The organism is Rahnella aquatilis CIP 78.65 = ATCC 33071 (assembly GCF_000241955.1).
Taxonomy (GTDB): Bacteria; Pseudomonadota; Gammaproteobacteria; order Enterobacterales; family Enterobacteriaceae; genus Rahnella; species Rahnella aquatilis.
In genome coordinates, this window is the sequence record NC_016818.1 from 3618773 (window position 1) to 3642597 (window position 23825).

The following is a 23825-nucleotide window of genomic DNA, read 5'->3' on the forward strand; positions in this document are numbered from 1 at the left end:
GATAAGAATTATTTTCAGGGGAATTTAAGCATGTCCGAAAGTTCTGTGAAAAATGTTACCGTCTCAGCTGACGAAAGCTGGATACAACGCCGCTTCCATCTGCACCAGCGCCAGACCAAAATTAAAACGGAATGTCTGGCAGGCATCACCGGTTTTCTTGCGGCGGCGTATTTACTGGTGGTGATCCCCGGTTTACTGGCCGTCAGCGGTATGGATAAAGGCGCAGCTACCACCGGCGTGATCCTGGTATTTGTGCTGGGTTCTCTGCTGATGGCCTTTTACGCCAACCTGCCCTTTATGGTCGGGCCGGGCATTGGCGGCTCGGTGCTGGTCGGTATTACGCTAGCGGGCGACGGCATTACCTGGCCCATCGCGCTAGGTATTGCATGCTGGTCGGGGATTTTATTTTTCGTGATGACGGTGTTTGGCTTGCGTGAAGTGGTCACCCGTTCTGTTCCGCAGTCGATCAAGCTTGGACTGACCGCTTCTATTGGTATTTTCGTTGCGCTGCTCGGCTTCCGCAATGCGGGATTGGTAATGGCAAATGCCAAAACACACGCGCTGGCTCTGGGAGATTTTACCGCGCCGGGTGCATTAATTGCGCTTCTTGGTCTGCTGGTCGCCGTGGGCTTACAGGCACGTAAAGTACCGGGTGCCATTTTGTGGGCCATTTTGCTGGCGACGCTGGCGGGCATACCCTTTGGTGTCACGCATTTGCCTGGGCAATGGATCTCCCTGCCGCATTCTGTTGCTCCGTTGTTGGGCAAAGTCGATCTAATCGGTGCCATCAACATCGCCTTTCTGCCATTCCTGTTTATCTTTTTCGCCTCAGAATTCTTCTCGACGATGGGCACCACCCTGGCTGTCGGTGGTGAGGCCGGATTGCTCGATGAACACGGCAATATGAAACACATCAACCGGCCTTTCATGGTGGATTCCATTGCTGCGGCGCTGGGTCCGATCGTCGGGATCCCTGCCGCCACCGCGCTGATCGAATCCTCCGCGGCTGCCGAAGCGGGCGGGAAAACGGGCCTGACCGCGCTGGCAGCAGCCATAATGTTTATGCTGATGCTGTTATTTACCCCGATTGCGCTGATGATCCCGAAAGAGGCAACCGCACCGGCACTGATTCTGATTGGCCTGAACATGTTCAGTAATTTACGAAAAGTAGACTTAGCTAATTTTACCGATGCGTTGCCAGTACTGATGATGGTGATGATTACGCTGATTTCCAACAGCTTTGGTACCGGTATCGCCGGCGGGCTGCTGTTTTACGTCATCATAAAGGTGGTTGCCGGAAAAGCACGTGAAGTGCCTGTTGGCCTTTATATTTTGGCGATCCCGCTGGTGTATTATTTTGCGACGCTGGTTCATCACTGAAGTTGGCAAATCAGACAGAGGGTACGTGAAAACGTGCCCTTTTTTATGGGCGCAAGCTGGCTGGTTGTAGGTTTACGGAGAAATGAGAGAGAAAAGATGAATCGGGAAACGCCTGAAATGGTGGAGGCCCTGCCAGCTACATCCCGGCACACGCGACACCTGCCATGGCTGCTTCCTTCCGGACCTGACCAGGTTGACAAGTTAGCGTTGCGGGAGAACCAACAGGGCCCCCATTGACGTTGTCGGCTTCATTTCTCTGCTAAGAGAATTGAAGCGATGGGCATTATCTGTGATGACCGAAGCAAAAGCAAGTTAACCGCCGACAAGCGTTGTTTTCTTAAACAATATGCCTGAATCAGAAGCAACAGAACCTTGATTTTGCGTCATACTGGCGCAAATCACTGAGGAGGATGTCATGTCGGAACCCGATAACTTTCGCCAGCGCGTATTTCAGATTATCGCCGCCATCCCGGCCGGGCAAGTCACAACTTACGGTAACGTCGCACAGCTGGCCGGTTCACCGCGCGCAGCGAGACAGGTCGGTGGCGTACTCAAGAAACTGCCGGAAGGCAGTACCCTTCCCTGGCATCGGGTGATTAACCGGCACGGCGAAATATCCCTGCAGGGTGAAGACTTTAAACGTCAGCGTCAGGCGCTGCTGGCCGAGGGCATTACGTTTAAGAAAGGCAAAGTGGATTTAGAGAAATATGGCTGGAAATGGTGATGCAGCGGCCATAAAAAGCCCCTACAAAAAAGCACCGCCGGAGCGGTGCTTAGCCATCATAAGTGTTGAATCAATAGGTCATCGGTTGCGCTGGTACCGTACTTACTGGTGCAGGTGACGTGCCCAGCCCAGGATTTGACGGGTTGGTCATTGGCCCCAAAGCACTTGGTTTGGTGGCTACAGGAACGGCGACAACAGGGACAAGTTGCAGATCAGCACGTGTACCCTGGCCATGATTAATCACTTCTTTAATGGAATCAGTGATGAAAGTCATCTGACCATTGATGGTAACCGCAGCACTCAGAAGAATACGCGCGTCAGGAGAAATCTCCTGCGGGTTATACGGCAGGATGAAGGTAAACGGTGCCTGTTTACCCTGAGTTCTCGCCACTTTTTGCGAAATCACGCGGGATGGCTGATCCGCCACCGAAGCATCAGACAATGTCACCGTCAGGACTGCATCTGGTGGCAAAGCTACACGCTGATTGATGAACACGCTACCCGATACATTCGGGCCGGTAATCGCAGGTTGAGTGACCGGACTGGCCGCCGTATTCACAGGAGGTTGCTGCGCGGGTGCCTCATGATGCTGTGCGCATCCGGCAAGAGTCAGAGACAGCGCGGTTCCACCTACTATCTGCCAAAGTTTCATTTATCGTACTCCCTTTTTATTGTCGCTTGTCGACAGGCTGTAATAAACGCCGACGATGAATGTAGTGACTTTAACCAGCTGACCTATTAATCATGGCACAGAAATCTGAGGTTTTCCTGTTACCGACCAAACAGATCTTCTGGCAAAACGGAAGATCCACTATGATTAACAGGTTAGACCTGTCGGTGAAGGCGTATTTCAGAAGATTCCTGCCTGCATTACCCCGAACAACTGAGGTCGATTTCTTCGGTAACTTTCATGAGGCCACTATGAATCAGGCACTAAAAAATCTGCTGGATCTGCTTGATCTGGAAAAAATTGAAGAAGGACTGTTCCGTGGTCAAAGTGAAGATCTGGGCTTACGTCAGGTCTTTGGGGGTCAGGTTGTCGGCCAGGCATTGTACGCCGCTAAGCAGACTGTCCCGGCGGAACGCGGTATCCATTCTTTCCACAGCTACTTTTTGCGTCCGGGCGACAGCAGCAAACCCATCATCTATGACGTGGAAATCCTGCGTGACGGCAACAGTTTCAGCGCCCGACGCGTAAAAGCCGTGCAGCATGGCAAGCCGATTTTCTATATGACGGCGTCATTCCAGAGTCAGGAAAGTGGCTTTGAGCATCAGAACACCATGCCGGATGTGCCGCCACCAGAAACGCTGGTATCAGAAGCAGATATTGCTAAAAATCTGGCGCATCTGATACCAGAAAAATTCCGCGAAAAATTTATCGGCCATAAACCTATTGAAATGCGTCCGGTGAAATTTCATAACCCGCTGAAAGGAAGTGTCGAAGAACCTCACCGTGCGGTGTGGTTCCGCGCCAACGGTGAAATGCCTGATGATTTGCGAATTCATCAGTATTTGCTTGGCTATGCGTCTGACTTCAACTTCCTGCCAACGGCGCTGCAACCTCATGGTATTGGCTTCCTTGAACCTGGTATGCAGGTCGCAACCATCGACCACTCGATGTGGTTCCACCGCCCGTTCCGCATGGATGACTGGTTGCTGTATGCCGTCGAAAGCACCTCTGCCTCCGGTGCGCGTGGTTTTGTACGGGGACAGTTTTATACCCGCGATGGCGTACTGGTCGCCTCCACGGTCCAGGAAGGTGTTATTCGTCAGCGAAAGCCTGAATAATCATCCTTAAAGAACCCGCTGTTAGAATGGCGCATTAAAAAGGGGCGATATCATTATCGCCCCTTTTGCATATCATCATTATTGTATTATTTTTAACTGCTTAATTAGAGAGTTAGCGCACTACTTTCTCTGAAATCTCATTATTGGTTGTAAGCGTTTTCGCCGTGGCTGTTAACGTCCAGACCTTCGCGTTCTTGTTCTTCAGGAACACGCAGACCTACGATCATGTCAGCCACTTTGTAACCGATGAAGGCAACAACGCCTGACCAGACCAATGTTACGCACACGCTGAAGAACTGCACCCAAACCTGATGGCCCATGGTCACGCCTTCTGCGTAGCCCACGCCGCCAAGTGAACTGGACGTGAATACACCCGTCAGCAGACAACCTACGATACCGCACACGCCATGAACACCGAACACATCACAGGTGTCATCAACACGCAGCCATTTTTTCAGGGTAACAACCCCCCACAGACCAGTGATACCGCCTACCAGACCGATAATCAGAGCACCACCTACGCCGACCGTACCACATGCAGGCGTGATAGCCACCAGACCTGCGATAGCACCGGAGCTTGCGCCCAGCAGTGAGGGCTTACCGCGCACCATCCACTCAACCAGCGTCCAGGACAGGATTGCGCCAGCAGTAGCAATGACAGTGTTCAGGAAAGCCAGCGCGGCAACAGAGCTTGCGGCACTTGCTGAACCCGCATTGAAGCCGAACCAGCCCACATACAGGATTGAGGCGCCAGTGAAGACCATTGGCAGGTTGTGTGGTTTGAAAGCTTCTTTGCCAAAACCGGCGCGTTTACCCAGCAGATAAGCCCCGACCAGGCCAGCAATTGCGGCATTGATATGAACAACGGTACCACCGGCAAAGTCCAGCGCACCATCAGCAGCCAGGAAACCGCCTGCCCATACCATGTGAGCCATCGGAATATAAGAGAAAGTCAGCCAGATCACAGTGAAAATCAGAACTGCTGAGAAACGCACACGTTCAGCAATACCACCTACGATCAGCGCTACAGTGATGCAGGCAAATGAACACTGGAATGCAACGTGGATCATCTGCGAGAAGGTGCCAGTCACAGAATCCAGGCCAATGCCTTTCATCATTACGTTGCTGAAACCACCGAAGAACGCGTTACCTTCACTGAAGGCAAGGCTGTAACCGTAGAGGATCCACAGGACACAGACCAGGGCAAAGGTGACAATAACCTGAGTCAGCATGGACAAAACGTTTTTAGAACGCAGTAAGCCGCCGTAGAACAACGCCACACCGGGTACGGTCATGAACAATACCAGCGCGGTACAAATCATCATAAAGGCGTTATCAGCACCGTTTGCCGCTGCTGGTGCTGCTGCCATGGCAAGCGAAGGCAGCAAAGCCACTGCACCAAGCCCCATCATGGATAAAAGTTTTTTCATTATTAACCCACCCCTGTTTCTCAAAACTGTTTTTTCTAATCTGATTTATCTCAAACCGAATGGTATGAGAGATAAAAGCCTGAAATTACAGTGCTGCTTCGTCGGTTTCACCAGTACGAATACGGATAACACGTTGCAATTCAGCAACGAAAATTTTGCCATCACCGATCTTGCCGGTGTAGGCCGCTTTGCTTATCACGTCGATCACTTCATCGAGCTGATCGTCAGCGATAGCAATATCGATTTTTACTTTTGGCAGGAAGTTCACGCTGTATTCCGCACCACGGTAAAGTTCGGCATGACCTTTCTGACGGCCAAAACCTTTAACTTCCGTTACGGTCAGCCCCTGAATTCCAACAGCAGACAGCGCTTCACGCACATCTTCCAGCTTAAAAGGTTTGATCACCACAGTAACCAGCTTCATTGTGCCACTCCTCGAATTAAGGGCTTGCCGCGAGAGGATTCGCGCCCGATACGGATTGGATAAAGCAAAGGATGTGCCAGAGTTGAAATCGGGCGCAGATTCATACAATTCCCGCGTAATACGGCATTTTCAGAATAATCGTGACCACGCGCACAGTTGCCACGCCATATTCAGCACAGCAGTACACGCACCATTTGAGTGCTTATCGCTGCTTTTTAGTGCAGCCAGATTGGGAAAAGGGTTTGGCCTGCATGAATACAGTGCGGGGTAAGCAAAAACGGGAAAAGAAAACCGGAGAAAGCAGAAAGCTGGTGTCGCAGAGATACGACACCAGCCCAAAGATTATGCGTTTTCGGTTGCAGGTGTAATCTGCTCCGCAGAAGCCAATTGCTGCCCGGCAAGTTGCAACTGATACATCTGATAATACCGGCCTTTTTCTGCCAGCAGTTGTAAGTGATTACCCTGATCTACAGCTTGTCCGCGGTGCAATACCAAAATATTATCGGCATCCACAATCGTCGACAGTCGGTGTGCAATAACCACGAGCGTAGTCTGCTCCCGGATAGCCCGTAATGCGCGCTGAATAGCCTGCTCGGTGCCGGAGTCAATATTGGCCGTTGCCTCGTCAAGGATCAGAATTTCCGGTGCTTGCACCAAAACGCGCGCCATCGCCAGTAATTGTTTCTGACCGACAGAAAGATTATTGCCCTGCTCTCCCAGACGCGTATTGATACCCTCGGGCATTTCGCGCACCAGCGGCGAGAGTTGCACAATATCCAGCGCATGCCAGACTTGCGCTTCATCAATATCACGGCCTAACGTCACATTGGCGAACACGGATTCAGCCAGAACGACCGGGTCCTGCTGAACCATGGCAATGCCTTTGCGCAGGCTGGTGTGCGATAAGTCAGCGAGGTTACGCCCGTCAACCCGGATCTCACCTTTATTTAACGGGTAATAGCCCATCAGCAGATTCGCCAGCGTACTTTTGCCACTGCCAGTGTGCCCGACCAGCGCCACAAAACCACGCGAAGGCACATGCAGGGAAATATTTTCCAGTACCCATTTATCCGCAAGGTAAGCAAAGCTGACATCTTTGATATCAATCTCGCCGCTAGTCAGTAATTTGTCATCCGGCCCGTATTGCTGCTGGGTGCGGTCCATCAAATCAAAGATACGTTCACCAGCGACCACTGCTTGCTGCATAATCGATTGTTGTGAGGTCAGTTCAATCAGAGGCTCGTTGAGCCGTCCGAGATAATTGATGAAAGCATACAAAACCCCGACGCCCACAGAACCTTCTGCACTGAATCCAAAAAGAATAAGCAGGCCGCATAAAATCAACGAGGAGAATAAGCTGAGCAAAGGACGCAACAGGAATCCTTCCAGCCGCAGCGTTTGCATGCGGGCCAGATAGTGAGACTGGCTGGCGCGGGCAAGTCGTTCACCAAACCTTTTCTGCTGGCGGAACTGCTGAATCACATTCATGCCGTTGATGACTTCATTGAAACCATCATTAATATCTGCCAGATAAGCGCGTACCTTGCGCACCACCGGCGTACTGTAAATCTGGTACAACCCCATCACAACAAATACGGCCGGGAAGATACAAATCGCCACCGAGGCCAGACGCCAGTCGAGGCTGAACATTGCCACCAGCATCGCGCCAATCAGGGCGATACTGCGCAAAACTGTCGACACCACGGTCACATACAAATCACGGATAACTTCCGTGTCGTTGGTCACCCGGGAAATCAGCTGCCCCACTGGCTGGGTATCAAATGTGCTCAGAGGTTGCCGTAATGCCGCATCCATGACTTCGGTGCGCAGGCGCTGGACGACGCCCACCGCAGCACGGTTGAACAACAGTGCCTGAAAATAGTGCAGACTTGCTGCCAGAAATTGCAGGAAGATAAAACTCAGTGCGAGCAAACTGACCTTCCCCCATGGCATTTCGCCTTTAGCCACGTAGTGATCGATAAAGAAGCTGATTAATATAGGGCCGGTCACTTCCGCAGCCGCTGCAATCCATAGCATCAGCACCGCATAAGACAGCGGTTTGCTGTAGGGTTTCCCGTATTTCAACAGGCGTTTTAGCGTTGGCCAAAGCTTCTGAATTTTAACTGTTTTTTGTTCAGCCACGGTGTTCCGGCTCCTTTTCCTGCGGCACATCATCCAGCGCGGCTTCTAATTGCTGATAACGGAACATATCACGGTACCAGCCGGGTTCAGCAGCAAGCTGCTCATGGTTGCCACGTTGCGAAATACTCCCCTGGCTGAACACCAGAACTTCACTGGCTTCGGTCAGTGCAGAAAGACGATGTGCACTGATGATCACCGTGCGGTCATTTCCCCACTGGCGCAGATTGTGCAGGATCTGGTGCTCCGTCCGGCCATCAACGGCGGATAAAGCATCATCCAGGATCAGGATTTCGGCTTTGAGGAGCAATGCACGCGCAATCGAAATACGCTGTTTCTGACCACCGGAGAGCATGACACCACGCTCGCCCACTTCAGTTTCATATCCCTGAGGTAAGCGCAGAATGTCATCATGAACGCTGGCGAGACGGGCGGCTTCTTCAATCTCTTCCTGCGAGGCATCAGGCCGTCCGAGCGCAATATTCTGCGCGACAGTGTCTGAGAACAGGAAAGGCGTCTGGCTGACCACGGCCAGCCGGCCACGCCAGTCATCAAGCTGAATTTCTTTAAGGGATAATCCGTGATAGCGCACATCCCCGTCAGTGACATCGAACTGGCGCTGAAGGAGCGAGAGCAGCGTACTTTTGCCGGAACCCGTCGGACCGCATAACCCCAGCATTTGCCCCGGTTGCAGGGAAAAAGCGACGGACGTTAAAGCAGCATGGTTATTTTCCGGATAATAGAAGTTAGTGATTTGAGCAGCCAGTACCGCGCGCCCTGCGGGTAATGGTGTTTTGCCATCCACAACAGCCGGCGCTTCCTGTAACAGGCTGCGGATACGACTGTAAGCGGCGCTGCCACGTTCAACGATGTTAAACATCCAGGCGAGTGCAAGCATCGGCCAGATCATCAGACCAAGGTACATCACAAAGCTGGTGAGTTCGCCAAGTGTCAGGTGACCGTTGACGACCATCCAGCTTCCGCCGCCGATGGCCAGCAGGTTCGCCATGCCGATAGAGACATAGATGGTCGGATCAAAGCGGGCATCGACGCGCGCGACACGCATATTTTTTGCGCCGGTATCCGCAGCTACATCAGCAAACTGCGATGACTGATGATTCTCCAGGCCAAAAGCTTTGATCATACGGATACTGGTCAGGCTTTCCTGCGCCTGATCGTTAAGCGAGGAAAACGCCGCCTGCGCGGTTTTGAAGCGGGAATGCAGTTGATCGCCATAGCGCTTGATGATGATGGCCATTACCGGCATCGGCACCAGCGACAGTAACGTCAGTTCCCAGCTGATCTGAGTGGCCATAACGATGAGTACCGCCAGCCCCATGACCAGAGAATCCACCAGCGTCAGTACGCCCTCTCCCGCAGCGAACACCACGCGGTCGACGTCATTAGTGGCACGGGCAATCAAATCACCGGTACGATGACGCAGATAAAAAGCGGGATGCTGACGGCTCAGTTGACGGAAAAAATCCTGTCGCAGTTCAACAGCAAGCTGATAAGACGCGCCGAACAGCAGCACGCGCCAGACATAACGCAGCAAATACACCACAACAGCCGTGCCCAGCATCAGGCCAAGCCACGCAAAAAGCACGCCGTAAGACATTTGTTTTGACGTAACCCCATCAATAATTACACCCACCAGTTTTGGTGGCAGCAATTGCAGAACGGCGATAATGATCAGTAAGGCGACGGCACCCAGATACCGGCGCCATTCGCGTCGGAAGTACCAGCCTAATTGTGCAAACAATCTCACGCAGCGTTTTCCATACAAATAATAATGATTTTATTGAGTTAAACCGGCGGCAGAAATACCAATTTCCTCTTCAGGCCGACAAGGATACCAGAGTTAACAGGCGTTTCTGATGAAACTTTTTACTGCAACTTTTGCATTAAATCGGCAATGCAGTGGTCGATTTTATGCGCTCCATCGCAAAACTTGAGGTCACATCGTTCAGCCCTGGAATGCCATTCACAAGTCGCTTGTAAAAGTTATCGTAGCTTTTCATATCGGAGACCTGGACCTGCAGCAAATAATCATACTCGCCTGCCATCCGGTAAAAACCTAACACCTCGGGAAACGCTTCGACCTGCTGAACAAATCGCTGATACCACTCGCTGTTGTGATGCTGAGTCTTAATCAGCACAAATGCCGTCAGGCTCAGCCCCAGTTTTTCACCGTCAAGCAATGCCACTTTTCCACAAATAATCCCGTCATCTTCAAGACGCTTTATTCTTTTCCAGCAGGGGGTGGTGGTGAGATTGACGGCCTCAGCCAGTTCGTTCAGAGAAAGGGTGCAATCCTTTTGTAACAGCGATAACAGCGCAAGATCAATTTTATCTACCATAGCGCACTCCGGGAGAAAAAATTTCTCCAAATCACATGATTCATGGGTTAAAGAGTAACTTATTTCTCTGGGGATTACGTTATTCTTTATATCACCACAACACGTAGACGAGCCTGCAACATGCGTAATTCCTGGGTCACTCACGCCATTAAAGAAATCGACGCCGATTATCAACGTTCAGCCGACACACATTTAATTCGTCTCGCGCTGCACGACCTCCCCGGAATTTCGTTGTACCTCAAGGATGAGAGCACGCACCCTTCCGGCAGCCTGAAACATCGTCTGGCACGCTCATTATTTTTATATGGACTGTGCAACGGCTGGATCCGCGAAAATACGCCGATTATTGAAGCATCTTCGGGCAGTACCGCCATCTCCGAAGCTTATTTCGCGCGTCTGCTGGGTCTGCCCTTTATTGCCGTGATGCCTGCCTGTACAGCCCCGCGCAAAATTCAGCAAATTGAGTTTTATGGCGGTCGTTGCCATTTTGTCGAAAATTCAGGTCAGATTTATGCTGCTTCAGAGTTACTTGCTAAAGAGCTGAACGGCCATTATATGGATCAGTTTACCTACGCAGAACGTGCCACCGACTGGCGCGGGAACAACAACATTGCAGACAGTATCTTTCGTCAGATGTCCCGCGAACCGCATCCGGTGCCGCGTTATCTGGTGATGAGTGCTGGCACCGGCGGAACGTCCGCAACGCTCGGCCGCTATATCCGCTATCAGGGGCACGATACCGAACTGGTTGTGGTGGATCCCGAAAACTCTGTCTTTTATGATTACTATCAGCAACGTGATGCCAGGGTTACCGCACAATGTAGCAGCCGTATTGAAGGCATTGGCCGCCCGCGGGCCGAACCCTCATTTATTCCCGACGTCATTGACAGCATGATACAAGTCCCTGATGCCGCAAGTATTGCTACCGTCCGCTGGCTTGAGCTGGTACTGGGGAGAAAAGTCGGCGGCTCGACAGGAACCAATATGTGGGGTGCATTACAACTGGCAAAGCAAATGCGCGAGAAAGGCGAAACCGGCTCCATCGTTACCCTGCTTTGCGACAGCGGCGAACGTTATCTGAATACCTACTTTGATGACAACTGGGTAGCGAAGAATATCGGGGATATTTCCGTTTACGCTGCACAACTGGAAGGTCTTAACTAATATTTTTTTCCAAAATAATTCGAGTTGCAGGCAGGCGGCAAATTTGTGAATCCCGATGAGCTTACATTAGTAAGTGATTCGGGTGAGCAAACGCAGCCAACGCATCTGCAGCTTGAAGTATGACGGAAAAAAAGCCGGGACAGTTAAAGTGAACCCGGCTTGCTGCAATACCTTAATATTCGGGGGAATAGGTGAGGTGTGGAGTGTGCAGCCAGTGTTGCAAAAAGTGAGACACAGCCTGATTACGGCAATGTCCGATGATTTGTAAATGAGAAGCTTGTTCTTTCAGCACCGGTAATGCGTTGCCCATAATCAGCCCCATCCCGACACTTTCCAGCATTTCTTTATCATTCATAGCATCGCCGAATGCCATGCATTCAGACATACCGATACCCAGACCGGCAGTAAGAAGCGCCAGGGCGCTGCCTTTATTACTCCCCGCAGGCTGCACATCCAGACAATCTGCCGCTGAAAAGCACAGGTCAAGACGCGGGCCGAAATGCGCTTTCAGTTGCGGAACCAGCGCCAGCAGGGTTTCATGCGGTGCGCAGAAACAAACTTTGCTGTTACCGGCATCAGGCAATAAACGCAGATCCTGTAACTGGTAGCGGAAGCCGCTGAACTGATGCGGGATCAGCAAATCCGGATCGTCCAGCGCTGTAAACCAACCGTCATCGCGGAATACATGCAGGCTGGCCGGTGTATCCCATTGCGTGTGTAAAAGCTCATGCGCACAATCCTCGGACAAGTCACTGGCATGCAACCGGTGCCCGGACAAGTCATGAATTCGCGTGCCATTTCCGGTGATCAGAAAACCTTCCAGCCCGATATTCGCCAGAATATCTTTCATTTCGAGATAATGACGGCCAGTCGCAAACGTCAATTTCATTGGCTTTTCAGCCAGCTGTCGTAACGTCGCCAGCGTTTTTTCGCCCAGCGTGTGATCAGGTAAAAGCAGTGTGCCATCCATATCAAATGCAGCTAAACGGAACATATTTTCTCTCAGAAAGGGAATAGTTTTCACACCCAAAGTATGGACTGCGATTTGCGGAACTAATAGTGAACAGTTTGTAAATACTGTTCCGGTTTTAACGCACACTTTGATTCTTCACTGCAAGCCAGTGCGCCATAAGTGCGATATGCTGAACAGATAAGTTAATCTGAAAAATAAGGTTCCGTATTTATTGTGCGCCTGCAAAACCGGCTTAATCAGTTTCAACGTTTATACCTGAAGACCGGCCAATGTCCGGTTCAATTTACCGTGGCAGAACTGGCTGACATTTTCTGTTGCAGTGAACGGCATACCCGTACGCTGCTGACACACTTTCAGGATGCAGGCTGGATTGACTGGCAATCGCAAGCAGGTCGCGGAAAGCGTGCATCACTTTGCTGCCTGAAGGCGCCCGAGGATTTGCGGGGAGCTTATCTGCAGGAACTGCTTAAAAATGGTGAGCACTCGGCCGCGCTGCAACTCAGCCAGTTGGATCCGAGCCATCTCAATGCATTGCTGGCACCGCATTTGGGCGGGCAATGGCAGGAGGATGCGCCCACGCTGCGTATACCTTATTACCGCCCTCTCCAGCCTTTGGATCCGCTGACGCTGACCGGCCGCGCGGAGCAACATCTTGCGCATACCATTCATGCGGGACTGACGCGTTTTATTCCGGGAAATTCAACTCCCCAACCCGATCTGTCCCATCACTGGCAAATCAGTAACAACGGTAAAACCTGGCAGTTTTTCCTGCGCAGTCAGTTGTTCTGGCATAACGGAGAACCGCTTAAAACAGCGCAATTAATGATGCGCTTTGAACAACTGAGAAATTCGCCGCGCGGTAAACATAATCTGGCATCCGTGAGCATAATCTCTCAGCCGCACGCCCTGTGCCTGCAGTTTGATCTCGATAAACCCGATTACTGGCTGGCGCACCGGTTTGCCGACCTTAACTGCCTGTTATCGCACCCTGATAATCCGCATATCGGCGCCGGTCCTTTCCGCCTGACCACCTTTTCGCCCGAACTTATCAGGCTGGAGCAACATACGTTGTACGCCTTACAGCATCCTTACCTGGCGGCTATTGAATTTTGGATCACGCCGCAACTGTTTGCGCAAAAAAATAATGTCAGTTGCCAGCACCCTGTCCGGATCATTCTGGGTGAACAGGATGAACTATCGCGGGTTAAACCCGTCAGACGCAGCACCAGCCTGGGATTTTGCTACATCGCTGCCAATCTGAAACGTGGCGTGTTGAATGAGGCTCAGGCGCGTAAAATTGTCCGTCTGATCCAGCGCAGCGGCATGCTGGATAATTTACCTATTGATCATGATCTGGTGAAGTCCAGCAAGGAAATGTTACCGGGCTGGCCAATCCCTTTGCATGACGATACGGATGTTCCACTGCCGGAGAAGCTGACATTACTGTTTCACCCACCGGTTGAATTTGAGCTGGTGGCGCAGGCACTAAAAGAAAAACTGGCAGAAGAAGGTTGTGCACTGCAAGTTGAGTATCATGCCGGGCGACTTTGGGAAGATGATACGCTGCTGGGCTCTGCCGATCTGCTTCTCGGCGATCGCCTGATTGGTGAATCTCCCAACGCCTCGCTGGAGAACTGGTTACAGCAAGATCCGCTCTGGCCGGGGATCCTGCGAGAAGAAGATTATGCCCGCCAGCAACAGCGCCTGACCACCATTCAGCAAATTCCGCTGGAAAACCATCGCTCGGACGAACTGCGCGATCATTTATTTCAGTGGATGCAATCTGCCATCGTCACGCCATTGTTTAACTATCAGTATCAGGTCAGCGCGCCTCCGCGCATCAGTGGTGTGCAACTCACGGCATGGGGCTGGTTCGATTTTTGTCAGGCATGGGTTCCTCCGCCTCTGCCAACGGAAAATGCCTGAAGGAGCTGTTTCACTACACTCTGAAGGTAAAGGAAAGTAACATTAGGGCAATTTTACTGCCCGATACGCAGTAAATTTTAGATAATGGTTTTAACAACAGGTAATCATAATGAAAAGAGCAGTGGTGGTTTTTAGCGGCGGACAAGACTCAACAACCTGTCTGATTCAGGCTCTGAAGCAATATGACGAAGTCCACTGCGTCACTTTCGATTATGGTCAGCGTCATCGTGCAGAAATCGAGATTGCACAAAAACTGTCTGTAGAACTGGGCGCGCGTGCCCACAAACTGCTGGATGTCGGTTTGTTAAACGAACTGGCCGTCAGCAGCCTGACCCGCGATAACATTCCGGTGCCTAGTTTTGGCGATGAAAGCAACGGCGGCCTGCCGAGTACGTTCGTTCCCGGCCGTAATATTCTGTTTCTGACACTGGCGGCTATTTATGCCTATCAGATCCAGGCAGAAGCAGTGATCACCGGCGTGTGTGAAACTGACTTCTCCGGTTATCCGGATTGTCGCGACGAATTCGTTAAGGCGCTGAACACCGCCGTCTCGCTGGGTCTGGCACGTGATATTCGCTTCGAAACCCCTTTGATGTGGCTCAATAAAGCCGAAACCTGGGCGCTGGCCGATTATTATCAGCAACTGGATCGGGTTCGCCATAAAACGCTAACCTGTTATAACGGCATTGCCGGTGATGGCTGCGGCGAATGTGCAGCGTGCCATTTGCGCGCCAATGGTTTGCAACAGTACCAGCAGGATAAAGCGGGCGTGATGGGCAACATGAAGCAAAAAACCGGGCTGCGCTAATATCACGGTGGTGAGACTGCAGTGACTGGTTGGTTAACGGGCGGCTTATAAGCCGCCCGTTTGCATATTATTTTCACGACAACGTTATTCTGTAGTGGGATTGATTAATCGTTTTCAAGTTCCAGTTCACGTAACCGCTCGAGCAATTCCCCTTCCAGCGGCAGCGCTTTTTGCGTGCGCAAATCGATACATACGAACGTCAGCGTTGCATCCGCTACCACATCACCTTCGCAGGTCACAACCTGTTCGAGCACACCGCTACGCCCGTTCAGTTGCTGCAAACTACTGTCTATGCGCAGAACATCACCCAGTACGGCCGGTTTTCGGTAATTGATGTTGATATTTACCACAATGAAAGCAATCTTGTTCTGGCTCATCCACTGGAAACCTGACTGATTGTCGAGCCACTCCCAGCGCGCGCTTTCAAGAAACTCCAGATAACGCGCATTATTAACGTGCTGATAAACGTCGATGTGGAAACCGCGAACTTTAATGAACGTATGCATAATCGTTAAAAAACTCCTGATCGTCGTCTAAGGTATACGACCAAACTGGTCAGATGTCTTTAGAGATTAGCAGAAGAAAACGGCGGCAACCGTCAAGGGATCGCCGCCGCGACATCCGTCACAATTTCAGACGGTCCTTGTTACGCTCAAACAATGCTGCGCCAATCCCCGGAACTTCCCGCAGTTGCTCAATATCCGTAAATTGCCCCAGTTCTTCGCGGTAACTGATAATGGCTTGCGCCTTTTTCATACCGACGCCATTCATCACGCTGGCAAACTCTTCCGCCGTCGCCGTGTTAATGCTTACAGTACTTTCACCGGCTACTGCCACCTGCTCCTTTTTCACTTGCGGGCCAGTGACTTTACTGGGTGCCGCCGCTGGCGCCGCCGTTGTGGTCGCCACGCTGCTGGTCGCATTAGGCGCGGCCTGCAACATTACCGGTAGAGTGGAAAGTCCCAGTGCCAGAGCTAACGAAAGTGAGGTAATGCCTAATTTTTTCATGCTGTATCCTCCATGTGTTTGACAGCACGGAGAGAGTGCATCAGGCAGAAAATGCGGACAATGGGCAACTTTCAAATATGGAAAAGGCCGCGGAAGCGGCCTTTTGTTTGTTGCAACGCGTTACAAAACTTTGCGGCGTTTACTGGTTTTGTGCAGCAGAACCGTATTTGATTTTCGCTTCCTGGCGCAGGTTGGTCAGCAGCGAATCAAAGGCTACGTTCGAGGAAGTCTGTTGCATTTCCTGATTGAAACGTGCTGCATCGGCGGCAGGAATGGAACCTGGCGTCACAGCATTCAGTTTGACCAGTACGCTGTTGCCTTTATCGTCCTGAGTCAGACCATAAACCGGTTTGTCTTTCTGAGGATGAGGCAGTGCATAGACGTTCTCTTCGAATGCAGAAGGCTGTTGGCTGCGTTGTACTTTCTGAACAGAGCCAAATGTGAGGCCAGCAGCTTTCATGGCATCATCGCCTTTGCCCTCTTTCAACGCAGTCAGCAATTTCTCACCATCCACACGCGCCTGATCCTGTGCTTTCTGTCGTTTGACCAGCGTCGTCACCTGATCTTTCACTTCAGCGAAAGGTTTAACCCCTTCAGCTTTGTGTGCATCCACGCGAACGACAAAGGCGCGATCACCATCAACGGTAATAATGTCTGAGTTACTGCCTGGGGAACCGTCCTGACCAATCAGACCGCCGTCAAAAATCGCCTGTACGACGGGTTTGAAATTGATACCGGCCGGGATTTGATTCTGAGTGAACCAGTCAGTGTGAATCGCTTTCGTACCGGCAACATCTTCAGCAGAAGCCAGAGATTCGTTGTCATTGGTTGCCGCTTCGCTGACTTTCTGTTGCAGCGCGTAGTAAGCATCCAGTGATTTCTCTTGTTTGAGCTTGTCGGAAATCGTGTTGCGAACTTCAGCTAACGGTTTGACCTGCTCAGGCGTCACGTCATCAAGGCGAAGAATGAAGAAACCGCTGTCAGATTTAATCACACCGGAAACCTGACCTTTGGTGGTCAGATTGGCATTTTTAAATTCTGGTAACGTGGTTTCTGGCTCCATCCAGCCCAGATCGCCCCCCTGCCTGGCACTCAGCGCATCGGTCGATTTAGTCTTAGCCAGTTCCACGAAATCAGCGCCTTTCTTCAGCTCGGCAGCCACTGCGTCAGCATCGGCCTGAGATTTCAGGACGATGACGCTGTAACGACGACGTTCAGGCTGACCAAATTCGCTTTTATGCTGGTCGTAATAGGCGCTGATATCCGCATCCGTCACGTTAGTTTTCCCCTGCATGGCGGCTGCATCCATTTCGATGTAGCTGACTTTCACCTGTTCAGGCGAGAGGAAATTGTTTTTATTCTGGTCGTAGAATGCCTGCAATTCAGCGTCAGTAACCTGCTGTTTAGCTGCCAGCGCATCGGTATCCAATGTGGCAGTCTGTACATCACGGCTCTGAAGGATCAGCTCACCTAACGATTTGCTTTCCACGGGCAGAACAAAATCGGACTGGCCATAGGCCTGTTCAAGTTGCTGACTGATTAACTGTTGTTTCATCAACTGTGCAAAATTGTCTGCGGTGTATCCCATCCCCTGAATGCTTTGCAGATATTTAGTGTTGTCGAAACGGCCATCAGTCTGGAATTGTGGGGTCGCAAAAATCGCGTCTTTGATCTGCTGATCGCTGACGGTAATGCCTAATTTTTTGGAATACTGATCCAGCAAAGTGACATCGATCAGGTTGCTCAGGGATTCCTGGCGTAATTGCTGCATATAACCGTCGCTACCCGCGAGCGCAGAGAATTGATCTCCAAGCTGCTGTTGCAAACGGCTACGCTGGTTTTGCACTGCCTGTTCCAGCTGAGCACGTCCTATTTCCTGACCATTCACTTTCGCTGCATAGTCGCCTGAACCGCCGATCAGGTAGTTGCCCACCCCTGTCAAAATAAAGGACAGTATAATCAGGGCCAGAATGATTTTGAGCACGACGTGATTGGCGGCCGCGCGTAAATTGTCCATCATAGTGTGGCAACACTCCGCTGTAATAAAAAAAGCGCACCGTTTTCGATGCGCCTTGTATCTTACCTTACCAGCCCGATGACGTCAGGTTATTGTTTAACAACCAGACCTGAATGAAAAAGCATCAGTGATGCACCTCACACAGTTTCGACGTCAGTCTGCAGGTAATTAACCGTTAACGGCATCTTTCAGCGCTTTACCTGCACGGAAGCCAGGTACTTTAGCGGCTGCAATGCTGATTTCTTTACCGGTCTGTGGGTTACGACCAGTACGTGCTGAACGTTCACGCACGGAGAAAGTACCAAAACCTACCAGAGCTACTTCATCCCCAGCTTTCAGGGTGTCAGTGACAGATGCAAGAACAGCATCTAAAACACGTCCCGCTGCGGCTTTAGAAATATCAGCGCCGGCAGCAATTTTGTCGATCAATTGTGACTTATTCACTCTTATCATCCCCTCTTAAAATTCGTTCATCACGGCGCATTTTCCCTACGGACGTGACCGCGCTGCTGTTATATCAATCTTGTCAGAGCGATGCAAGCGACTGAAAGCAGCCTGAAACCCTTTGACCGTTGACTAAGTTAACGGCACAAAAAAAAGCTGGCAAGTGAGATTTCACCTGCCAGCCTGAGTTTTATTCAACTGTGTAAGCTGAAGTCACTATTTTGCTGCAACCGGCAATGCGCCGTAAGCCGGATTTTGCAGTGCGATGTTCAGAACATCATCAATGCGTTTTACCGGGTGGATCTCAAGATCTGCCAGCACGTTTGCCGGAATTTCTTCCAGATCACGTTTGTTGTCGTCTGGGATCAGAACCACTTTGATGCCACCACGATGGGCCGCCAGCAGCTTTTCTTTCAGACCACCGATAGGCAGAACCAGACCACGCAACGTAATCTCACCGGTCATCGCAACATCCGCGCGAACCGGGTTACCCGTCAGACAAGACACCAGCGCGGTACACATGGCAATACCGGCACTCGGACCATCTTTCGGCGTTGCCCCTTCTGGTACGTGAACGTGAATATCACGTTTTTCGTAGAAGTCAGGGTTGATACCCAGTTTGTCTGCGCGTGAACGGACAACCGTCAGTGCAGCCTGAATGGATTCCTGCATGACTTCCCCCAGAGAACCGGTATACGTCAGCTTACCTTTGCCCGGTACGCAGGCCGTTTCGATGGTCAGCAATTCGCCGCCCACTTCGGTCCACGCCAGACCAGTGACCTGGCCGACACGGTTTTCGGTATCAGCACGGCCATAGTCGACCTTCTGCACACCGAGGAAATCTTTCAGGTTGTCACCGTTGATTTCAATGTGCTTGATGTTTTTATCCATCAGCAATTGCTTAACCGCTTTACGGCACAGTTTCGACAACTCACGTTCCAGACTACGTACACCTGCTTCACGGGTATAGAAACGGATAATGCCGATGATTGCGCTGTCATCCACAGTCAGTTCGTTCTTCTTAAGCGCGTTACGCTCAAGCTGCTTCGGCAACAGGTGCTGTTTGGCAATGTTGAGCTTTTCGTCTTCGGTATAGCCGGAAAGACGGATCACTTCCATACGGTCCAGCAACGGAGCCGGGATGTTCATCGAGTTCGAAGTCGCCACAAACATCACATCTGACAGGTCGTAATCGACTTCCAGATAGTGATCGTTGAACGCCACGTTCTGTTCCGGATCCAATACTTCCAGCAGAGCAGAAGCCGGATCGCCGCGCATATCCGATGACATCTTGTCGATTTCATCAAGCAGGAACAGCGGGTTTTTAACCCCCACTTTAGCCATTTTTTGGATCAGTTTGCCCGGCATGGAACCGATGTAGGTACGACGATGACCGCGAATTTCCGCTTCATCACGTACGCCACCCAGCGCCATTCGCACATACTGACGGCCAGTTGCGCGTGCGATTGACTGACCCAGTGAGGTTTTACCCACACCCGGAGGCCCGACCAGACACAGGATCGGTCCTTTAATTTTGCTGACACGACTCTGCACGGCGAGGTATTCCAGAATGCGATCTTTGACACGCTCCAGACCATAATGGTCGGTATCCAGAACTTCCTGTGCTTTGAGCAGGTCTTTTTTAACTTTGCTGCGGGCATTCCATGGCACCTGAAGCATCCAGTCGATATAACCACGGACCACTGTGGCTTCGGCGGACATCGGCGACATCATTTTCAGTTTTTGCAGCTCAGCTTCGGTTTTTTCACGCGCATCTTTCGGCATTTTGGCCGCTTCGATTTTACGCTTCAGCGCCTCGTGCTCGTCAGGCGTGTCATCCATTTCACCCAGTTCTTTCTGAATGGCTTTCATTTGCTCATTCAGATAGTACTCGCGCTGGCTTTTTTCCATCTGTTTTTTGACACGATTTCGAATGCGTTTCTCAACCTGCAACAGGTCGATTTCCGATTCCATCATCGCCATCAGATATTCCAGACGCTCAGTGATATCAAACATTTCCAGCACGGATTGTTTGTCAGCGAGTTTCAATGGCATATGTGCAGCGATGGTGTCAGCCAGACGTGCAGCATCTTCAATGCTGTTCAGCGAAGTCAGCACTTCCGGCGGGATCTTTTTATTCAGCTTGATATAGCCTTCAAACTGATTAATCGCAGTACGCACCAAAACTTCCTGCTCGCGTTCATCCACGGCCGGAGATTCCAGATATTCCGCCTGGGCAGCAAAATGCTCGCCACTGTCAGAAAGTGTCGTAATACGCGCGCGTTGTAACCCTTCCACCAGCACTTTGACCGTGCCGTCCGGGAGCTTCAGCATTTGTAATATTGAGGCAACCGTACCCACGGAGAAGAGATCATTAACGCCCGGCTCATCTGTTGAGGCTTCTTTCTGTGCCACCAGCATGATTTTTTTGTCGTGATCCATCGCGGCTTCAAGGCATCGAATCGATTTTTCCCTGCCAACAAACAACGGGATCACCATGTGCGGATAAACCACCACATCGCGCAGAGGCAATACGGGGATTTCTATGCGTTCAGAACGCTCAGGGTTCATAGAGCTCTCTCTTAGTTTAGCTTCCGCCAGGTTAAGGAAATCTCGTGAAACACGAGTCAGACGGGTTTCAGCAAGTCGTTAACTGAGTATATGGGGATGAATGTCCGACATTCAACGATAAGAATGTGCGAAAAAAAAATGGGGGACAAAATCCCCCATTTCGTGGCTAACTCCCTGGATAGATTGGCTAATTATTCGCCAGATGCTTGTTGTGCTTCTGGTTTGCCATAAATCATCAGAGGTTCTGACTGACCCGCAATCACGGATTCATCAATGACCACTTTCTCGACATCTTCGAGAGACGGCAAATCATACATAGTATCCAGCAATGCGGCTTCTACGATGGAACGCAGCCCACGGGCACCGGTTTTACGGATCATGGCTTTTTTCGCGATCGCCGTCAGCGCTTCATCCCGGAACTCCAGTTCAACGCCTTCCAGATTGAATAATGCCTGATATTGCTTAGTCAGGGCATTTTTCGGTTCTTTCAGAATTTGAATCAGGGCTTCTTCATTCAGCTCACTCAGGGTCGCCACCACTGGCAGACGACCAATGAACTCTGGGATCAGACCAAACTTGATCAAATCTTCAGGTTCTGCCTGAGCCAGTAACTGACCTTCAGTCGCCTTCTGCTCTTTGCCTTTCACTTCGGCACCGAAACCGATACCGGTATTCGTATTGATACGCTGTCCAATCACTTTATCCAGGCCGGCAAAAGCACCGCCACAGATAAACAAGATTTTTGAGGTATCAACCTGCAAGAATTCCTGCTGCGGATGTTTACGTCCACCTTGCGGTGGAACGGCAGCTACGGTGCCTTCAATCAGTTTCAGCAGTGCCTGCTGGACACCTTCACCGGACACGTCACGCGTGATCGATGGATTATCCGACTTGCGGGAAATCTTATCGATTTCATCAATATAAACGATACCGCGTTGCGCTTTCTGTACGTCGTAATCACATTTCTGCAGCAGTTTCTGGATGATATTTTCGACGTCTTCACCCACATAACCGGCTTCGGTCAGCGTGGTAGCATCGGCCATGGTAAATGGCACATCCAGGAAACGCGCCAGGGTTTCAGCCAGCAGCGTTTTGCCGCTACCGGTCGGCCCGATCAGCAGGATATTGCTCTTACCTAATTCGATGCCGTTGCTGGTATCGCCATTACGCAGGCGCTTGTAGTGGTTGTAGACCGCCACTGCCAGCACTTTTTTCGCAGGTTCCTGGCCGATAACATAATCGTCAAGGTGCTGACGGATTTCATGCGGCGTCGGTAATGCACTGCGTTCACGGTGTGGCGCGACTTCTTTGATCTCTTCGCGAATAATGTCATTACATAAGTCGACACATTCATCGCAGATATACACTGACGGCCCGGCAATCAGCTTACGAACTTCATGCTGGCTTTTGCCGCAAAAAGAGCAGTACAGCAGCTTTCCTGAACCGTCTTTGCGCTTATCTGTCATCAGTAAACCTCTTCTCTGGTATCAGTCCCGCAGCGTAACAATAACACCACGACACGACTATATTACACAACAGCCGCATGATTGGCTGATGTCTGTTCATTCCTGTTATGACTCATTGTAGGCAGAGCTTCATTAACTCAAGCTCTGCCTTTGAGACGTCCGTATGAGTATAACTATAGACCATCAGCCCGGCAGAAATAAGCCGTCAGGCGCGATGGGTAAATACGGAGTCTACTAACCCGTACTGTACAGCCTCATCGGCGGACAGGAAACGATCACGCTCAGTGTCACGCTCTATTTCTTCAAGAGATTTGCCCGTATGTTTCGCCATCAACTCATTCATACGAGATTTCACTTTCAGGATTTCTTTAGCGTGGATCTCGATATCCGTCGCCTGGCCCTGGAAACCGCCCAGCGGCTGGTGGATCATCACTCGTGAGTTTGGCAGGCAGAAACGTTTGCCTTCTGCACCTGCAGTCAACAGGAATGCGCCCATTGAACAGGCTTGTCCCATACAAATCGTGCTGACATCCGGTTTGATGAACTGCATGGTGTCATAAATCGACATACCGGCAGTGATCACGCCGCCTGGTGAGTTAATATACAGATAAATGTCTTTTTCCGGACTTTCTGCTTCCAGGAACAGCATTTGGGCAACAATCAGGTTAGCCATATGGTCTTCAACCTGACCGGTCAGGAAGATGATACGTTCCTTAAGCAGACGGGAGAAGATGTCGTAAGAACGCTCGCCCCGTGAAGTTTGCTCAACCACCATGGGTACCAACGCCATGTTTGGTGCAAATTGCTCTCTTTCACCACTGTATGACATAACCGTCTCCTAATAGATTCTGTTTGGCGCAATTTAAAATCGATTCTACTTGAGATAAGCACACATGACTATGCTCAAGCGGCCAAGTCGCCATTTACACGCCTGACGGTGTTTATCAGTCAGATTTTAACTACAAATTTACCTGGGTTAGTTCTTATCAATTGGGGGAATTGCCCCCCTTTTCAAGCCTGCCGGGATATTTCTTTTTTTGACGCCCCCCCTGAGCCACTCAAAAGCCATCCTGAGGGTGTCAGTCAACGTTTTCTACGTGGGCTGTGCCTTATATTGATAAATATAGTGCAAAAACAACAGTCAAAAACAAAAAATCCCTGATTTTCAGGAAATAAAAAGCCCGCAGTATAAACCGCGGGCTT

At 50.8% G+C, this 23825-nt stretch carries 20 protein-coding genes and 1 other RNA gene; 6 read left to right on the top strand and 15 right to left on the bottom strand.

Going from position 1 to position 23825, the window contains the following annotated elements:
* The first annotated feature begins 30 nt into the window (after nucleotides 1–30).
* Nucleotides 31–1380 (top strand): NCS2 family permease, encoded by a 1350-nt coding sequence (locus RAHAQ2_RS16440; RefSeq protein ID WP_015698307.1) that lies wholly within the window; start codon nucleotides 31–33, stop codon nucleotides 1378–1380.
* Between the two features lie 127 nt (nucleotides 1381–1507).
* On the opposite strand, the gene ffs is transcribed toward RAHAQ2_RS16440, so the two are convergent.
* Nucleotides 1508–1604: signal recognition particle sRNA small type (ffs, locus tag RAHAQ2_RS24690), an RNA gene on the bottom strand.
* Nucleotides 1605–1795: 191 nt separating this feature from the next.
* Between ffs and RAHAQ2_RS16445 the strand changes: the two genes are divergently transcribed.
* Nucleotides 1796–2104, top strand: a complete 309-nt coding sequence (locus tag RAHAQ2_RS16445; protein ID WP_015698308.1) for an MGMT family protein — start codon at nucleotides 1796–1798, stop codon at nucleotides 2102–2104.
* Between the two features lie 70 nt (nucleotides 2105–2174).
* On the opposite strand, the gene RAHAQ2_RS16450 is transcribed toward RAHAQ2_RS16445, so the two are convergent.
* The gene (locus RAHAQ2_RS16450; protein ID WP_015698309.1) at nucleotides 2175–2756 is read right to left on the bottom strand and encodes a YbaY family lipoprotein; all 582 of its coding nucleotides are present in this window, start codon (nucleotides 2754–2756) and stop codon (nucleotides 2175–2177) included.
* A gap of 269 nt (nucleotides 2757–3025) precedes the next feature.
* Between RAHAQ2_RS16450 and tesB the strand changes: the two genes are divergently transcribed.
* The gene (gene tesB / locus RAHAQ2_RS16455; RefSeq protein WP_015698310.1) at nucleotides 3026–3892 is read left to right on the top strand and encodes an acyl-CoA thioesterase II; all 867 of its coding nucleotides are present in this window, start codon (nucleotides 3026–3028) and stop codon (nucleotides 3890–3892) included.
* Nucleotides 3893–4032: 140 nt separating this feature from the next.
* Here tesB and amtB read toward each other — a convergent pair whose 3' ends face one another.
* From amtB to RAHAQ2_RS16480, 5 genes are all read right to left on the bottom strand, one after another.
* Nucleotides 4033–5322 (bottom strand): ammonium transporter AmtB, encoded by a 1290-nt coding sequence (gene amtB / locus RAHAQ2_RS16460; protein WP_015698311.1) that lies wholly within the window; start codon nucleotides 5320–5322, stop codon nucleotides 4033–4035.
* Nucleotides 5323–5407: 85 nt separating this feature from the next.
* A complete protein-coding gene (gene glnK, locus RAHAQ2_RS16465) occupies nucleotides 5408–5746 on the bottom strand; it encodes a P-II family nitrogen regulator (protein ID WP_009639071.1) in 339 nt (112 codons plus the stop codon).
* Nucleotides 5747–6088: 342 nt separating this feature from the next.
* Nucleotides 6089–7888, bottom strand: coding sequence for a SmdB family multidrug efflux ABC transporter permease/ATP-binding protein (locus RAHAQ2_RS16470; protein WP_015698312.1), 1800 nt, complete (start codon nucleotides 7886–7888; stop codon nucleotides 6089–6091).
* On the bottom strand, nucleotides 7881–9653 hold the full coding sequence (locus RAHAQ2_RS16475) for a SmdA family multidrug ABC transporter permease/ATP-binding protein (protein WP_015698313.1): 1773 nt from the start codon (nucleotides 9651–9653) through the stop codon (nucleotides 7881–7883). The genes RAHAQ2_RS16470 and RAHAQ2_RS16475 overlap by 8 nt, the downstream gene beginning before the upstream one ends.
* A 136-nt stretch (nucleotides 9654–9789) precedes the next feature.
* A complete protein-coding gene (locus RAHAQ2_RS16480) occupies nucleotides 9790–10245 on the bottom strand; it encodes an Lrp/AsnC family transcriptional regulator (RefSeq protein ID WP_015698314.1) in 456 nt (151 codons plus the stop codon).
* Between the two features lie 120 nt (nucleotides 10246–10365).
* On the opposite strand from RAHAQ2_RS16480, the gene RAHAQ2_RS16485 reads away from it, so the two are divergent.
* The gene (locus RAHAQ2_RS16485; protein ID WP_015698315.1) at nucleotides 10366–11409 is read left to right on the top strand and encodes a PLP-dependent cysteine synthase family protein; all 1044 of its coding nucleotides are present in this window, start codon (nucleotides 10366–10368) and stop codon (nucleotides 11407–11409) included.
* A 172-nt stretch (nucleotides 11410–11581) separates the two neighbouring features.
* Here RAHAQ2_RS16485 and cof read toward each other — a convergent pair whose 3' ends face one another.
* Nucleotides 11582–12403, bottom strand: coding sequence for an HMP-PP phosphatase (cof, locus tag RAHAQ2_RS16490; RefSeq protein WP_015698316.1), 822 nt, complete (start codon nucleotides 12401–12403; stop codon nucleotides 11582–11584).
* A 192-nt stretch (nucleotides 12404–12595) separates the two neighbouring features.
* Between cof and RAHAQ2_RS16495 the strand changes: the two genes are divergently transcribed.
* Nucleotides 12596–14308: an SgrR family transcriptional regulator gene (locus RAHAQ2_RS16495; protein ID WP_015698317.1), complete on the top strand. Its 1713-nt coding sequence runs from the start codon at nucleotides 12596–12598 to the stop codon at nucleotides 14306–14308.
* 109 nt (nucleotides 14309–14417) lie between these two features.
* Nucleotides 14418–15116 carry a 7-cyano-7-deazaguanine synthase QueC gene (queC, locus tag RAHAQ2_RS16500; RefSeq protein ID WP_015698318.1) on the top strand — a complete coding sequence of 233 codons (699 nt, stop codon included), beginning with the start codon at nucleotides 14418–14420 and terminating at the stop codon, nucleotides 15114–15116.
* A gap of 104 nt (nucleotides 15117–15220) precedes the next feature.
* On the opposite strand, the gene RAHAQ2_RS16505 is transcribed toward queC, so the two are convergent.
* The 7 genes from RAHAQ2_RS16505 to clpP all read right to left on the bottom strand — a co-directional run bounded on the left by RAHAQ2_RS16505 (nucleotide 15221) and on the right by clpP (nucleotide 23451).
* Entirely contained in the window at nucleotides 15221–15622 is a 402-nt protein-coding gene (locus RAHAQ2_RS16505; protein WP_015698319.1) for a YbgC/FadM family acyl-CoA thioesterase, read from the bottom strand.
* 118 nt (nucleotides 15623–15740) lie between these two features.
* Entirely contained in the window at nucleotides 15741–16124 is a 384-nt protein-coding gene (locus RAHAQ2_RS16510; protein ID WP_015698320.1) for a ComEA family DNA-binding protein, read from the bottom strand.
* Nucleotides 16125–16263: 139 nt separating this feature from the next.
* A complete protein-coding gene (gene ppiD, locus RAHAQ2_RS16515; protein WP_015698321.1) occupies nucleotides 16264–18144 on the bottom strand; it encodes a peptidylprolyl isomerase in 1881 nt (626 codons plus the stop codon).
* A 165-nt stretch (nucleotides 18145–18309) separates the two neighbouring features.
* Nucleotides 18310–18585 (bottom strand): nucleoid-associated protein HU-beta, encoded by a 276-nt coding sequence (gene hupB / locus RAHAQ2_RS16520; RefSeq protein ID WP_013576637.1) that lies wholly within the window; start codon nucleotides 18583–18585, stop codon nucleotides 18310–18312.
* Nucleotides 18586–18801: 216 nt separating this feature from the next.
* Nucleotides 18802–21156, bottom strand: coding sequence for an endopeptidase La (gene lon / locus RAHAQ2_RS16525; RefSeq protein ID WP_015698322.1), 2355 nt, complete (start codon nucleotides 21154–21156; stop codon nucleotides 18802–18804).
* Nucleotides 21157–21347: 191 nt separating this feature from the next.
* Nucleotides 21348–22622, bottom strand: coding sequence for an ATP-dependent protease ATP-binding subunit ClpX (clpX, locus tag RAHAQ2_RS16530; protein ID WP_013576639.1), 1275 nt, complete (start codon nucleotides 22620–22622; stop codon nucleotides 21348–21350).
* 205 nt (nucleotides 22623–22827) lie between these two features.
* Nucleotides 22828–23451: an ATP-dependent Clp endopeptidase proteolytic subunit ClpP gene (gene clpP / locus RAHAQ2_RS16535; RefSeq protein ID WP_013576640.1), complete on the bottom strand. Its 624-nt coding sequence runs from the start codon at nucleotides 23449–23451 to the stop codon at nucleotides 22828–22830.
* Between the last annotated feature and the right edge of the window lie 374 nt (nucleotides 23452–23825).

Coding starts and splice junctions, on each gene's coding strand:
- cof (WP_015698316.1), bottom strand. CDS start 12,403: ATGTTCCGTTTAGCTGCATTTGATATGGATGGCACACTGCTTTTACCT.
- RAHAQ2_RS16510 (WP_015698320.1), bottom strand. CDS start 16,124: ATGAAAAAATTAGGCATTACCTCACTTTCGTTAGCTCTGGCACTGGGA.
- RAHAQ2_RS16450 (WP_015698309.1), bottom strand. CDS start 2,756: ATGAAACTTTGGCAGATAGTAGGTGGAACCGCGCTGTCTCTGACTCTT.
- RAHAQ2_RS16445 (WP_015698308.1), top strand. CDS start 1,796: ATGTCGGAACCCGATAACTTTCGCCAGCGCGTATTTCAGATTATCGCC.
- RAHAQ2_RS16485 (WP_015698315.1), top strand. CDS start 10,366: ATGCGTAATTCCTGGGTCACTCACGCCATTAAAGAAATCGACGCCGAT.
- RAHAQ2_RS16480 (WP_015698314.1), bottom strand. CDS start 10,245: ATGGTAGATAAAATTGATCTTGCGCTGTTATCGCTGTTACAAAAGGAT.
- clpP (WP_013576640.1), bottom strand. CDS start 23,451: ATGTCATACAGTGGTGAAAGAGAGCAATTTGCACCAAACATGGCGTTG.
- RAHAQ2_RS16505 (WP_015698319.1), bottom strand. CDS start 15,622: ATGCATACGTTCATTAAAGTTCGCGGTTTCCACATCGACGTTTATCAG.
- glnK (WP_009639071.1), bottom strand. CDS start 5,746: ATGAAGCTGGTTACTGTGGTGATCAAACCTTTTAAGCTGGAAGATGTG.
- queC (WP_015698318.1), top strand. CDS start 14,418: ATGAAAAGAGCAGTGGTGGTTTTTAGCGGCGGACAAGACTCAACAACC.
- ppiD (WP_015698321.1), bottom strand. CDS start 18,144: ATGATGGACAATTTACGCGCGGCCGCCAATCACGTCGTGCTCAAAATC.
- clpX (WP_013576639.1), bottom strand. CDS start 22,622: ATGACAGATAAGCGCAAAGACGGTTCAGGAAAGCTGCTGTACTGCTCT.
- amtB (WP_015698311.1), bottom strand. CDS start 5,322: ATGAAAAAACTTTTATCCATGATGGGGCTTGGTGCAGTGGCTTTGCTG.
- tesB (WP_015698310.1), top strand. CDS start 3,026: ATGAATCAGGCACTAAAAAATCTGCTGGATCTGCTTGATCTGGAAAAA.
- RAHAQ2_RS16440 (WP_015698307.1), top strand. CDS start 31: ATGTCCGAAAGTTCTGTGAAAAATGTTACCGTCTCAGCTGACGAAAGC.
- lon (WP_015698322.1), bottom strand. CDS start 21,156: ATGAACCCTGAGCGTTCTGAACGCATAGAAATCCCCGTATTGCCTCTG.